At 62.8% G+C, this 13052-nt stretch carries 12 protein-coding genes; 6 read left to right on the top strand and 6 right to left on the bottom strand.

The window, feature by feature from the left end; all coding sequences use genetic code 11:
* The coding region (locus VMA74_RS20095) for a sensor domain-containing protein (RefSeq protein ID WP_325370239.1) at positions 1-567 on the top strand (567 nt) is incomplete at its 5' end.
* 5 nt (positions 568-572) lie between these two features.
* Positions 573-1037 (top strand): DUF1579 family protein, encoded by a 465-nt coding sequence (locus tag VMA74_RS20090; protein WP_325370237.1) that lies wholly within the window; start codon positions 573-575, stop codon positions 1035-1037.
* A 127-nt stretch (positions 1038-1164) separates the two neighbouring features.
* Here the strand turns inward: VMA74_RS20090 and VMA74_RS20085 are convergent, their stop codons facing one another.
* The 3 genes from VMA74_RS20085 to VMA74_RS20075 all read right to left on the bottom strand — a co-directional run bounded on the left by VMA74_RS20085 (position 1165) and on the right by VMA74_RS20075 (position 5756).
* Positions 1165-2682: a DUF1800 domain-containing protein gene (locus VMA74_RS20085; protein ID WP_325370235.1), complete on the bottom strand. Its 1518-nt coding sequence runs from the start codon at positions 2680-2682 to the stop codon at positions 1165-1167.
* Positions 2683-2988: 306 nt separating this feature from the next.
* The gene (locus VMA74_RS20080) at positions 2989-4188 is read right to left on the bottom strand and encodes a DUF1501 domain-containing protein (protein ID WP_325370233.1); all 1200 of its coding nucleotides are present in this window, start codon (positions 4186-4188) and stop codon (positions 2989-2991) included.
* Between the two features lie 11 nt (positions 4189-4199).
* Complete coding sequence (locus VMA74_RS20075) at positions 4200-5756, bottom strand: DUF1800 domain-containing protein (RefSeq protein ID WP_325370232.1); 1557 nt, start codon at positions 5754-5756, stop codon at positions 4200-4202.
* Between the two features lie 161 nt (positions 5757-5917).
* On the opposite strand from VMA74_RS20075, the gene VMA74_RS20070 reads away from it, so the two are divergent.
* Positions 5918-6523: a class I SAM-dependent methyltransferase gene (locus VMA74_RS20070; RefSeq protein WP_325370230.1), complete on the top strand. Its 606-nt coding sequence runs from the start codon at positions 5918-5920 to the stop codon at positions 6521-6523.
* Between the two features lie 100 nt (positions 6524-6623).
* Here the strand turns inward: VMA74_RS20070 and agaR are convergent, their stop codons facing one another.
* From agaR to VMA74_RS20055, 3 genes are all read right to left on the bottom strand, one after another.
* A complete protein-coding gene (agaR, locus tag VMA74_RS20065; protein WP_325370228.1) occupies positions 6624-7430 on the bottom strand; it encodes a transcriptional repressor AgaR in 807 nt (268 codons plus the stop codon).
* Positions 7427-8683 carry an amidohydrolase family protein gene (locus tag VMA74_RS20060; protein WP_325370226.1) on the bottom strand — a complete coding sequence of 419 codons (1257 nt, stop codon included), beginning with the start codon at positions 8681-8683 and terminating at the stop codon, positions 7427-7429. The genes agaR and VMA74_RS20060 overlap by 4 nt, the downstream gene beginning before the upstream one ends.
* A 297-nt stretch (positions 8684-8980) precedes the next feature.
* Positions 8981-9805, bottom strand: a complete 825-nt coding sequence (locus VMA74_RS20055; protein ID WP_325370224.1) for a fructose-bisphosphate aldolase — start codon at positions 9803-9805, stop codon at positions 8981-8983.
* A gap of 149 nt (positions 9806-9954) precedes the next feature.
* Here VMA74_RS20055 and VMA74_RS20050 point away from each other — a divergent pair, with 149 nt between their 5' ends.
* The 3 genes from VMA74_RS20050 to VMA74_RS20040 are packed head-to-tail and all read left to right on the top strand — an operon-like array spanning position 9955 to position 13003.
* Complete coding sequence (locus VMA74_RS20050) at positions 9955-11148, top strand: tagatose-6-phosphate ketose isomerase (protein WP_325370223.1); 1194 nt, start codon at positions 9955-9957, stop codon at positions 11146-11148.
* Positions 11145-12077 (top strand): carbohydrate kinase family protein, encoded by a 933-nt coding sequence (locus VMA74_RS20045; RefSeq protein ID WP_325370222.1) that lies wholly within the window; start codon positions 11145-11147, stop codon positions 12075-12077. The genes VMA74_RS20050 and VMA74_RS20045 overlap by 4 nt, the downstream gene beginning before the upstream one ends.
* Entirely contained in the window at positions 12074-13003 is a 930-nt protein-coding gene (locus VMA74_RS20040; protein ID WP_325370220.1) for a 1-phosphofructokinase family hexose kinase, read from the top strand. Before VMA74_RS20045 ends, VMA74_RS20040 begins: the two co-directional genes overlap by 4 nt.
* Positions 13004-13052 lie beyond the last annotated feature (49 nt).

Genomic DNA, 13052 nt, shown 5'->3' with positions numbered 1-13052 from the left:
TTCTATTTCACCTGGGCGGTGACGGGCGTTTCGCTGTCGGCCGGGCTGATGGTGTTGATCATCGGTATTCCGTTCGCGCTGCTGTTCCTGGGTTCCGTGCGCATGTTGTCGCTGATGGAAGGGCGCATCGTGGAAACCATGCTGGGCGTGCGCATGCCGCGCCGGCCGGCGTTCTCCACCCGCGGCATGTCGTTCTGGCAGCGCATCGGCGCGGTGTTCAGTGATCCGCGCACCTGGGGCACGCTGTTCTACATGTTCATGATGTTGCCGCTGGGTATCGCCTATTTCACGCTCGCCGTGACCTTGCTTGCCACCTCGCTGGCGCTGGCGTTGGCGCCGATCGCAAAGGTGGTGCTGGAGGCGTTTGGCGTTCCTTACGCCAGCTGCAACGGATCGGCGACAGTATGTGAGTGGGTGTCCTGGTGGGGTGGCTGGCCGGGAACGATTTGCGCGTCGATCATCGGTATCGTGATGGTGTTCGCTACGCTGCATATCGTGCGCGGCTTGGGTTATCTTCACGGGCAACTCGCCAAGCACTTGCTGGTGGCGGGAAGCGCGAAGGAGTGATCGTCATGGAAGTTCTGGAACGCAATGTGCTGGGTGCGCTGGTAGGCGAATGGCTTGGCGAGGAAACCATCGCCACCACGCGCTGGGGGCAGGGTGGCCCTGCGATGGGCAAGGTGAGTGCGCGGTTTGATCTTGGTGGCAAGGCGCTGCTGCTGGATTATCGCGAAGAGCGCGATGGCAAGCTGGCGTTGCAGGCGCACGCGGTGTTCGTGGCGCAGCAGGAGCCCGGCGAGTACGCCTTGTATTGGTTCGACAGCTATGGCTTCGCGCCGTCGCAGCCGGCTACCGGGCATTGGGATGGGAAGCGGCTGGTGTTTCTGCGCAGTTCGCAGCGCGGGCAGACGCGGCACATTTATGAGTGGGTGGTGGATGGCGTTTATCGGCTGGTGTTGGAGAGTTCGTTCGATGGCGGTGTGAATTGGGAGCGGGTGATGGAAGGGGAATATCGGCGCGTTGGCGATCGCGAATAGGCGCAATGGAAACTAGATGGCGCGCCTCGCCGCAGGCTTGCGTAGGTTGGGGTGAGCGTAGGCGAACCCCAACGTTGTCTGTCGATGGCGATGTTGGGGTTCGCGTGCGCTCACCCCAACCTACGTGCTAGCGATAATTGAGATCCGGCGACGACAGCAGGAACGTGTTCCACTCCTGCTGCGAGGTCGCCTTCGCCAACGCATCGCGTGTTGCTTTCGACAGATATGGATCGATAGCGTCGTAATACAGGCGTGTGGTGAGCATCGGGAAACCGGCCGTGCGCGCGGAGCTGCCCACGGGCGTGAAGAGCTGGTTGTTGCCGGTGCCGATGGCGTGGGCGATGTCGAAGCGTTTGGCCATCTGGCCGGAGCTGGACCAGGCGTCGCCGTCGAGCGGCCAGCCGTCCGGGGTGATGCGGCCGAACAAAGGTTGATCCAGTTGGTTGAGCCAGTTCACCAGCGGCTGGGCGTTGACGATGGGCGAGCCGTCGTAGGCCAGGCGCACGGATGAAACCACGAACTGCATGGGGTCTTTGAATTTCTTGCCGGCACCGGATGTCAGTTCGGGCGACTGGAACATCACGCGCATGACTTGTGCGATATCACCGTCGGTACGCTGGAACGTGCGCGCCATTTTGTTGACCAGCGCCGGTGGCGGGTTGTCGGCCACGAAATAGGCGGCCAGCTTGCGCGAGATGAATTGCGCGCAGGCCGGTTGCTTCACGATCAGGTCGACGGCTTGCTGCACTTCATCGTAGCCGCTGCCCTTGATGGTTTTGCCGAGCAGTTGCTTGTCGCTGAAATCGTGGCGCTGCGGGTTGAACTCGAACAAGCCGTCGCGGACCACCAGCGGCGCCAGCTTCGGGTTGAAGTTCTGCGGCTTGCCATCCACCGGGGTGATGCCGACGCCGGTAAGGATCAAGGCGAGTTGCTGCACGTCTTGCTGGGTGTAGCCGGCATTGACACCCAGGGTGTGCAGTTCCATCAATTCGCGCGCGTAGTTCTCGTTGACGTGGCCTTTGGCGTTTTGTGCGTTGTCGAGAAATTCCAGCATGGCCGGGCTTTGCAGCGTCGCCATCACCAGGTCGCGGAATTTGCCGAGTGCATGGGCGCGGATGGTGTCTTCGTAATCGGCCAGTTCCCAGCGCACGCGTCCTTTGGCGGCGTAGACGCTGAAGTGGTTGAGCCAGAACCACACCAGTTGTTCCTTGAGCTGGTTCGGGCCGTAGATGGCGTGCAGCAGTTCGGCTTGCTGTGCCTGCAGCCCGATCTGATTGCCGCGCTGCTGGATGGCCTTGTTGGCGGCCTGTTTTTCGGGGCCGTCGGGGATGCTGCGTAATTGTTGTTGTTCTTGTTGCAGCGAGCTGAGTAATTGGTCGAGCGGCGTGTGGAAGGCGTCGTAGTGGTCGATTTGCGCGGCGATGGGGGCGGGTAGGGTATCTCCAAGTTGGTTGTTGAGCTGCTTGGCCAGCAGTGCGTTGCGGCCTAGTGCGCGGTATTGCGCAACGGTGACGGAGTTCAGGCCGAAGCTGTCGCGGCGTAGCCAGGCGATGTCGTTGGGGGTGAACGGGGTTTTGGTGGCTGCGTGGGCGAGGGTGGACGTAAGCAGCAAGCTTAGCGACAGCGTGAGAGCGGTGAGGCGCATGCGGCAGATCTCGCTGAGGGTCAATGTTCGCGATGTTGATGCAGGTTGATATGAAAATCTGTGTTTGCGTTGCAGCCAATTTAAGCCAAGGAGCTTGTTGTTTGCCGTGATCAGCTCCCTCCCCTACTGCCGCAGGGGAGGGAGCGCATCGTGGCTAGTGTCAAGTTGTACCGACTTGTCATGCCGTTAGACGTAAGGCGCAAAATACCTTGCAGCTAATGTTAAGTTCGGAGCATTAACCCTAGCCCTCCCCTACTTCGCAGGGGAGGGGACGTATCCTGGCGAGCGTGAGATCGACGCTTGCAGTTAGACCAATTGCAGGTCGCGCGGCTTCGCCTGTGGGAACACATCCTGCAACTGATTGCCACGCAAGCCCCAGATGCGTCCCAGCAAGCCGCTATACACATTCCGATAATTGTTGAGCACCTGGTAATCGCGATTCTGCAGCAGGTTCTCTTGCGTTACCGCTACCTGTTCGCCGGCGATGCGGCCGCCATTGACCTTGCCGCCCAGCACCCAGTGCACGGTGCCGTGGCCATGATCGGTGCCTCGATCGCCGTTTTCGCGGAAGGTACGGCCGAATTCGGAGACGACTACCACCACCGTATTGTTCCACTCGTTGCCGAGCGCGGCGGCATAAGCGGCGAGGCCGTTGCCGAGGTTGCGCAAGTTGTTGGCGAGGCCGCCGGTGACGTTGCCCTGGTTGACGTGCGTATCCCAACCGCCGACGTCGACGAAGCCGAGGCGGTATTGGTCGCGCATCAAAGCAGCAATGCGCTGCGTTTCCTGCGCGAAGCCCGACGCGTTCGGTGCGCCGCGGCTGGCCGCGGTCATTTCTTTTTGCAGGTCCATCGATACCGAGCTGCGCAAGCTCAGGCCATCGGCGGCGGCGGAGGCAAGCGGGGTGTTCTTGTACATGCCGGCCAGGATGGAAGACTGGCGCTCGTCGAAATTCGCCTTGGTATTGCCCTTCAACGAGATGTTGGGAATGTCCTTGCCTGCGCCCTGGAAGCTCAACGGCAGGCTGTTGGTGAAGGCGATGGCCGGTACGCCGGTGAGCTGGCTGGACAGGCGCGCCAGGAAGCCGGAGCGGTAATTGCTGGCGGCGTTCAAGGGTTCGCCGCGCTCGATGCTGTCTTGTGTTTCGAAATGGCTGCGCGAGAGATCGTCGGTGCCGGCAAACGGAATGAAGGCGATCTGCTTTTTTTGCCACAGCGGATAGATCGAATCGCGCAGCACCGGGTTCATGCCCCAGTCGGCATCCAGCGGCAGCGCCGCGTTCGGGTTGCCTTGATCCGGCTTGGCGATGGCGATGGTCGGACGCGATTCGTAATAGAAATCGCTGCTGTACGGCACCAGGAAGTTGTTGCAGTCGTAGCCGCCGCGTAGGAACACGAACAGAAAGCGCGGCGAGTTGGCGGGTGCTGCAAACAGACGGCCGGAGAAAGACAGCGCGGGTAACGCGGCGGCGCTGGCGGTGGCGAGCAGAAATTCGCGACGGTTCATGATGGCGCCTCTCAGCGGTAATTGAAATCGGGTGAGGACAGCAGGAAGGTGTTCCACTCCGCCGGCGACTGCGCCTTGGCCAGCGCGTCGCGTGTAGCGGCCGATAGCGTGGGCTCCAGGGTTTGCTGGAACAGGGCGGTATTCAACATCGGTGGATCGGGGCGTTGCACCTCACCGTCTGCATTGGCGAACAGCCGGTTGCGCCCGCTGCCGATTGCACGCGCCACGTCGAAGCGCTTGGCCATCTGGCCGGAGCTGGACCAGCTGGCGCTGTCCAGCGGATAGCCATCGGGCGTGATGTGGCCGTACATCGGCTCGGCCATCTGGTTGAGCCAGTTCACCAGCGGATCGGCATCGGTGATCGGCTTGCCGTCGTAGCTCATGCGCATCGCAGACACCACGAATTGCATCGGGTCCTTGAATTTCTTGCCGGAGCCGGTGGTGGCGTATTTGGACAGGAACATGGTGCGCAGCACGGCCGCGATGTCGCCATCGGTGCGCTGGAAGGTTTCCGCCATCGCGTTCACCAGCGCGGGCGGCGGATCGTCGGCAATGAAATAGGCGGCCAGCTTGTGCGAGATGAATTGTGCGCAGGCGGGCTGATGCACGATCAGGTCCACCGCCTGGTCGATTTCATCGAAGCCGCTGCCTTTGATGGTCTGCCCGAGGAATTCCTTGGTGGTGTAATCGTGCCGCTGCGGCAGGAATACGAACAAGCCGTTGCGCACGACGCCAGGGCGCCGGTTGAGAAAATTGCCATCGATCCCGTCGATAACGTTGGGGCCGCGCTGCGGCATGATGCCGGCGCCGGTGAGGATCAAGGCAAGCTGCTGCACGTCCTGTTGCGTATAACCGGCATGCACGCCCAACGTGTGCAGTTCCATCAACTCGCGGGCGTAGTTTTCGTTGGTCTTGCCGCGCACGTTATGGGCGTTGTCCAGGTACAGCTGCATGGCAGGGCTTTCCAGCGTGGCCATCACCAGGTCCTTGAACTTGCCCAGTGCATGCGGGCGGATGGCGTTCTCTTCGTAATCGGTGGCGAACAGGCCCACCGCCGCCTTGGGTGCAAAAATATTGAAGTGGTTGAGCCAGAACCACACCATTTGTTCCTTGAGCTGGTTCTGGCCGTAGATGGCGCGCAGCAACTCCACTTCCGCGCTTTGCTTGTAGAGGCCGCGGCGGTACATCTGGAAATCTTTCTTGGCCATCTCCTTGGCGCTGGTGTCGGCCGCGTCCACCGCTTTCACTTCTTTTGCTTCGGCACGGTAATCGGCGATCAGCTTGGTGGGGGAGGTGTTATAGACCTCATAGCTGTTGATCAACGGCGCAATGGCCGGCGGCAGGGGATCGTCGCCGCCGGCCAGTTGTTCATCAAGGAAACGTGTACGGCCCAGTTCGCGATAGCGCTCGACGGTGGCGCTGTCCAGGCCGAAGCTGGCGCGACGCAGCCAGGCGATATCGTCCGCGCTCAATGGCGCATGGCCTGCCGCCTGCAGCGGTAATGCCGCGGCGAGCGGTGTGATGGCAATAAACAGCAGGCCCAGGTATTTCAAGCGTGGTGCGGGCATGGTTGGCGGCTCCCCCGTTGGCACATAGGCTCTCAACGTCCGGTTGCCGCCTACGCTGACCGGGCCAGGTTCAAGCGTAAAGAAATATTCGGCTGTGATTCACGAATTTGCGCTGCGTCTGTTAAAGCGCGGTTACCATCCTTGCCCTAACGGAGGAAAGCATGCGCAAGACTTACGACCAGGCCTATTTCGACAAGTGGTACCGCGATCCGCAGCATGCCGTGCGCTCCACGGCGGCCTTGAAGCGCAAGGTGGCGATGGTGGTGGCACAGGCGGAGTATTACCTGGGACGGCCGATTCGCAACGTGCTGGACGTGGGATGCGGCGAAGGCGTGTGGCGGGCGCCGCTGTTGGCCTTGCGGCCCGGTGTCGAGTATCGCGGGCTGGATGCCAGCGAGTATGTGGTGCGGCGTTATGGCAGCCGCCGGAATATTGGCTTGGCGCGCTTCGGGCAGTTGGCGGAACTGCGCTTCGATGCGCGTTTTGATGTGATCGTGTGCACGGATGTGCTGCATTATCTCAAGCCGGCGGAGATTCGCGCGGGCCTGGTCGGCATCGGAGAGATGCTGGAGGGGATCGCGTTTCTGGAGGTATTTACCAACCGCGACGACCTGGAAGGTGACCGGCACGAGCTGCGCTTGCGCTCACCGGCGTGGTATTTGCGGGAGTTTCGCGAGGTGGGCTTGCTGCCGTGTGGGTCGCATTGTTATTTGGGGCCGCGGTTGGAACGGCAGGGGGCGGCGTTGGAGCGGGCGCAGCTGTCGTAGCGTAGGTTGGGGTGAGCGTATGCGAACCCCAACATTCGGAGCGCGTGTGCATGGCGATGTTGGGGTTCGCGTTCGCTCACCCCAACCTACACGTGTCTATTTAAACCACCATCACACTCACGCCCGCACTACGCAACGCCTCCACCATCTCCTCCGGTGCGCTCTCGTCGGTAATCACCGTATTCAAGGTCGATACCGGTGTAATCACCGAAAGGCTGCGTTGACCCAGCTTGCTGGCGTCGAACACGGCAATCGTTTCGCGGGCTGCGCGAATCATCAGGGCGTTGAGGGATGCTTCCAGCGGATCGGGCGTGGTGACGCCGACGGTGGGATCGATGCCGTCCACGCCCAAAAACAGCTTGTCCGCCGAAATGCGCGACAGCGCCTGTTCGGCATCGGGGCCTACCAGCGAATAAGCGGTGGGGCGCAGCAGGCCGCCGAGCATCATCACGCGGATGTTGGGCAGGCCGGAAAGCTCCAGCGCGATATTGAGCGCGTTGGTCACCACCGTCAGCGACTCGAATTTCATCTGGCGGATTTGCCGCGCAATTTCCGCGGTGGTGGAGCCGGAGTCCAGGATGATGGTGTCGCCGTCATGGATGAGCTTGGCCGCGGCCTGGCCGATGCGCATTTTTTGCGGGTGCGAGCGTGTTTCCTTGATGTTCAAGGGCACGTCGTTGGTGAACGCTTGCGTGGCGGGCAGGGCGCCGCCGTGCGAACGGGCGATGGCGCCGACGCGGGCGAGGGATTCCAGGTCGTTGCGGATGGTGACGGTGGAGGTACCGAAGCGGGCGGCGAGTTCTTCGACGGTGGCGCGTCCGTTGGTTTCGATGTGTTCGACGATCAGGCGGCGGCGCTCTTCGACAAGCAGGCGTTGCGTGGGGGCGGCGGCGCGGGGTTCACTCATGGCGGAAGCTTTAGAAGTCGGACGGCGTTGTCATGGTATATCTTGCGCAGCACGCTGTCTTTCAGGCCCAGGCCGTAGATGGACCAGCGGCCTTGCGGGGGTGTTTCGGCAGGAGCGTAGTCGAAGTATTCGTCCTCGGTTTCCAGGAACCGGTAGTAGATCTCGTAGAGCTCGTCGCCGAACAGCTGTTGCGGTACGTCGTCGCCATAAGGGGAAGGCACGGCATCGGTACCGAACAGGATGCGGTCCTGGTAGCGATCGAAAAAGCGCTGCGCCGCGCGCGGCTGGCGGCCGAGTTCGCCGATGCGTGCGCTGATGTCCACCAGAGTATTGGGGAAGCGGTCCAGGCATTCGGCGACGGCCTGGAGATTTTCGGCCCAGTTGCCGACGTGCATGAGTGCGAAGGTGGTGTTGGGGTGGCGCGCGATCACGCGATCGCGCGCGGCGAGCAGGGCTTCGTTGCTGGGAAATTCGGGGCCATAGAACGACCAGTCCGGATGCTTGCTCAGTTCTTCGTAGCGTTCGTTGTAACCGTCGGTGGGCAGGAAGAATGCTTCCGGATCGGAGACGTGCATGAACACCGGCATGCCGTAGGCGGCGCAGGCTTCCCACATGGGATCGAAGCGGCGGTCGTCCACGCCGACCAGCGGGCCGCTGTCGAGTTGTTCGCGCAGGTACAGGCCCAGCGTTTTGAGCAGCTTCAAGCCGCGCGCGCCGACGCGATGCGCATGGGCGATGGCATCGGCCTGCAGCTGCGGGTAGTTCGCTTGGGGAAAGTGCTCGAACGATGGCTCGGTGAGCGTGACGAAACGCCCCGGTGCGGCGCGGTCGAACAACGCGATGCTCTGTTCCAGGCCCTTGCCGACGCCGCCGGTGAGATTGACCAGGGTGCGGATGCCTTTGCGATCCATCACCGGCAGCAGTTCTTCCGGCGTGGCGAACACGGTGATGTCTTCGCCCACCGACACGCCGTTGCGCACATGGGTGGACCAGGTGAGATGCGTGTGCGCATCGATCACCGGAAAGCGCGGCCGTTCGATGCGGTGCCTGGGTACGCGCAGCATGCTGCGCGGTTTGAAGTCTTGCAGGCGCAGGTCGCTGTTGCGCTCAGCGGGCGCGGTTTGCAGCGGGTTCTTGCCGCTTGCCTGGATGGTGCCGGCGCCGCGCGGCGGGGCGCAGCAGAAGCAGCCGGCGCGGGTTTGGGTGCGGAAGGACCAGGTGGATGGCGTGGGTTTGCGTTGGTTGCGTGACATCGCTGCTGGTTTGTCGGTGGGGTTAGTGCCCATGGCGCCACGTTAAGGCGTATATCTCGCGCTTGCCAGGATGCGTCCCCTCCCCTGCGCCAGTAGGGGAGGGCTAGGGTGGGGTGCGAGCGCAGCGAGCGGCAGGGGCCGATGGCGGCGCCATGTGCTTCATGCAGTCAGAAGCCACGAAGACTTTGGCGCCACGCTAAAGCTCAAGCAACCCCACCCCAGCCCTCCCCTACTGTCGCAGGGGAGGGAGCTTGATCGCGGCAAGCTACAAGCTTGCTGGCGTAGGAAGGCCCGCGTTCAACGCGGATACTTCGCCATGATCCGCTGCACTTCCCCCACCAGCGCAATCGCCTGCTCCAGCGGACGCAGCCACATGTTGCGGCCGAACATCACGCCGGTGGCGCCGGAGGCCATGTAGAACTCCACCTTGCGCAGCACGGCCGCGTCGTCGTCGTTCTTCTCGCCGCCGGAGAACAGCACCATGGTGCGTCCGGCCGAACGCACCACGCGCTGGGTGCGTGCCGATGCATCTTCCTGCAGCGTGTCGTATGGCTTGGGTACGTTGGCGGTGCTGTCATCGGGCTCGTGCAGCTTCACGATGTCCGCGCCCAGTTCCAGTGCGACGCGTGCCGCATAATCCTGCGCATACAGGCTGCCCTTGCCGCCTTTGGCATCGATGGCCGCACCGCGCGGATACGACCACAGCACCAGCGGCATGCCGAAGCGTTCGCAATCCTGGCGCACTTTTTCGAACTGGCGGAACTCGTCATGCTGGCGCGGCGAACCGACATACATGGTGTAGCCGACCGCGTCCGCACCCAGACGCACGGCATCTTCCACCGAGGCGAACTGCGGCGAGGTAGCCTCTGCATCGGTCGGGATGTTGGTTTTGCCATTGAGCTTGAGAATCAGCGGAATTCGCCCGCACCACTCGGCCATGTACTTTTCGGCCAGGCCCACGCCCACGGCGATGGCGGAGAAATTACCCTCCACGGCAAGGCGGAACTGGTAATCCGGGTCGATCGCCGGCGGGTTGGGAAAGAAATCGGTGGGGCCGTGTTCCAGGCCCTGGTCCAGGGGCAGCACCAGCAGGCTGCCGTTACGCGGGCCGTGGCCGTACATGAGGCGCCATAGGCGGGTTCGCTTGCCGTGGGAAAGCGCAAGTTTCGAAAAGTTTTCGGAAGTTTTTGAAGGCTCTTGTAAGTGATCTTTCATTTCGAATACTCTGGAGTCGTCATCGAATGGTTTCACATTCGGGCGAATTGGATAAAATGTCAAGTCTTCATAAGAAAACGAAAGAAAACGACACGCTGGCGATGCTGCTGGAAAAGCCCGCCGAGGCGCAGCAGGCCGCCGGCTATGCCGACACGCTGCGCGAGATCCTGCAGCAACCCGCTACCTGGCGGGACACCTTGCAGCGGATCCACGCTCCCACGGCCCAGTCGTTATTGGCCAACGCCCTCGATCCGCGCCCGGCACACCTGGTGCTGACGGGCTCGGGCAGTTCCATCTACATCGGCGAATGCCTGGCGCCGCTGTTGCAGGCGAGCCTGGGCATCCCGGTGCAGGCGATCGCCGCGGGCACCTTGCTCACGCATTGGCGCAGCGTACTGCCGCCGGGGCCGGGCTTGCTGGTGTCGCTGGCGCGTTCGGGCGACAGCCCGGAAAGTGCCGCGGTGGTGAATACCTTGCTGAGCGAGGCGCCGGCATGGCGGCACTTGTTTGTTACCTGCAATGCCGAAGGCAAGCTGGCCACGCACTACCGCGACGAGCCACGCGCGAGCGCGCTGGTGCTGGATGAGTGCACCAACGACCGCAGCCTGGTGATGACCAGCAGCTTCACCAACCTGTTGCTCGGCGCGCTGGGCCTGCTGGGTGATGCGCTGACTGCCGATGCCGTTGAGCAGGCCGCGGCGAATGCACAAGGCATCTTTGATCAGCATGTGGATGCGATCGCCGCATTGGCACGGCGCGACATGCATGCGGCCGTCTACCTGGGCAGTGGCGCGGCCTTCGGCGCGGCGCGCGAAGGCGCGCTGAAAATGCTGGAGATGACCGGCGGCAAGGTGGTCACCATGGCGGAGACCTTCCTCGGCCTGCGCCATGGGCCGATGTCGTTCGTGCATCCGCATACGCTGGTGGTGGCAATGCTGTCGGCCGATCCCGCCGTGCGTCCCTACGAGTGCGATCTGTTGCGCGAACTGTCGCGCAAGCAGCTAGGCATGGCGAAGCTGGTGGTGGGCGATGACATTCCGGCCGACGTGCTGTCGGCCGGGGATGTGGCGATCAATACGTCGCCCAGTGCGTCGAATCCGGACATACCTCCCTTGCTGGCAGGCGTGGTAGCCGCGCAGCTGCTGGCGTTCTGCCGCTGCCTGGAACTGGGCGGCAAACCGGATGCGCCTTCCGAAGGCGTGCTGACGCGCGTGGTCGAGGATTTCGCCTTGCATGGAGCCATGCCATGACATCGCGTGCGCGCATCCTGGTGATCGGCGAAATCAACGTCGACTTCGTATTCAAGGGCTGCCATGCCTTTCCCGCCCCGGGGCATGAAGTGCTGGCCGATGATTTTTTGATGACGCCGGGCAGTTCGTCGATGATCTGCGCCATGGGCCTGGCGCGGCTGGGCAACCCGGTGAGCTTTCATGGCTTGCTGGGCGCGGACGCCTCCGGTGATTTCTGCCTGCGGGCCTTGCGCGATGCTGGTGTCGATGTGTCCTCGCTGCGTCCCGATGCGGCGTTGCGCACGGGTGTCACGGCATCGTTGTCCACGCCGCACGATCGCGCCTTGGTGACCTTTCCCGGCGCCATGTCGGAACTGCACGCCGACGACGTCGCGGACGAATGGCTGCAGCGCGCCGGCCATCTGCATGTCTCTTCGTATTACCTGCAAAAGGGCTTGCGCGCGAGTTGCCGGGAACTGTTCGCGCGCGCGAAGGCGGCCGGGCTCAGCACGTCGCTCGATCCGGGTTTTGATCCGGCGCAACAGTGGGGCAGCGATGTGCTGGAAGCCTCGAGCAGCGTCGACATTTTCCTGCCCAATGAAAAAGAACTGCTGGCCATTACCGCTTGCAGCGATCTGCATGCCGCCTTGCGCTTCGTGCAGAACGGCCACACGCGCACCGTGGTGAAGCGCGGACAGCAAGGCTGCACCAGCCTGCATGATGGCGAATGGCTGGACGTGCCCGCGTATGCCATCGACGCCATCGATACCACCGGCGCCGGCGACTCCTTCGATGCCGGTTTCCTGCACGCGTGGTTGCGTGACAAGCCATGGGCCGACTGCATGCGCTGGGGCAGTGCATGCGGCAGCTTGTCCACACGCGGCATGGGCGGCACCACGCGCCAGGCCACGGCGGACGAAGCGCAGGCCCTGATGAGGACAACGCCATGATTACCGTAGCCGGCTTCAACACCGCGATCGATCGCTTCATCCAGGTGGATGCGCTGACGCCCGGCGAAGTGCATCGCGTGCGCGAGGAAAAAGTCTATCCCGGCGGCAAGGGCGTACACGTGGCACAGACCATTGCCGCGCTGGGCGAACACGTGCGTCTGGTCGGCCCGGTCGACGATGCGCATCAGCAGTTCATCGCACGGCAGATGAGTGCGCGCGGCGTGCTGTTCCGCGGCGTGGAGATCGAAGGCGAGCTGCGCCAATGCCTGGCCCTGCAGGAAGCGGGCGGCAGCATTACCGAGGTGTTGGGGCAGGGGCCGCAACTCAACCAGCTCGAGCAAGATGATCTGCTGCGTGAATTTGGCCGCAGCGCGGAGAAAAGTGATCTGGTGGTTCTCTCCGGCAGCCTGCCGCGCGGCTTTGCCGACAACTTGTATGCCGGCTTGATCGACTATGTGCGCGGCCTGGGCAAACGCTGCCTGGTCGATGCCAGCGGCGAGGCATTGCGCCAGGCCGTGAATGCGAAGCCGTTCCTGGTGAAGCCGAATCGTGACGAGATCAGCGCGCTGGTCGGTCATCCGGTGATCAATATCGAGGCCGCGCAGATGGCGGTGATGGCACTGCGCGAGCGCGGCATCGCCATGCCGGTGGTAACGCTGGGCGAACTGGGCGCGGTTGCCGCGGACGCTTCCGGTGTGTGGCATGCGCAACTTGCATCGGCGCGCTTGCGCAATGCGGTGGGTTCCGGCGATTGCTTTCTTGCCGGCATGGCGGTGGCGGTCAAGCGGGATTTGCCGCTGGAAGAAGCGTTGCGCCTGGCCGTGGCTTGCGGGGTGGCGAATGCGGAATCCGAAGAAACCGGTTTTGCGGAGCGCGGCAAGGTGGATGCGTTGTTGCCGAATGTGAGTGTGCGTCAGATCGGATAACCCATCTGACAGGAACCTGAAGTACCGACAACAAGTCCGCAGCGCAAGG

Origin of the sequence: Dyella sp. (assembly GCF_035508675.1) — a bacterium.
Classification (GTDB): Bacteria; Pseudomonadota; Gammaproteobacteria; order Xanthomonadales; family Rhodanobacteraceae; genus Dyella_B.
The sequence above is the reverse complement of the archived record's forward strand: the minus strand, read 5'-3'. Positions and strand labels throughout refer to the sequence as shown.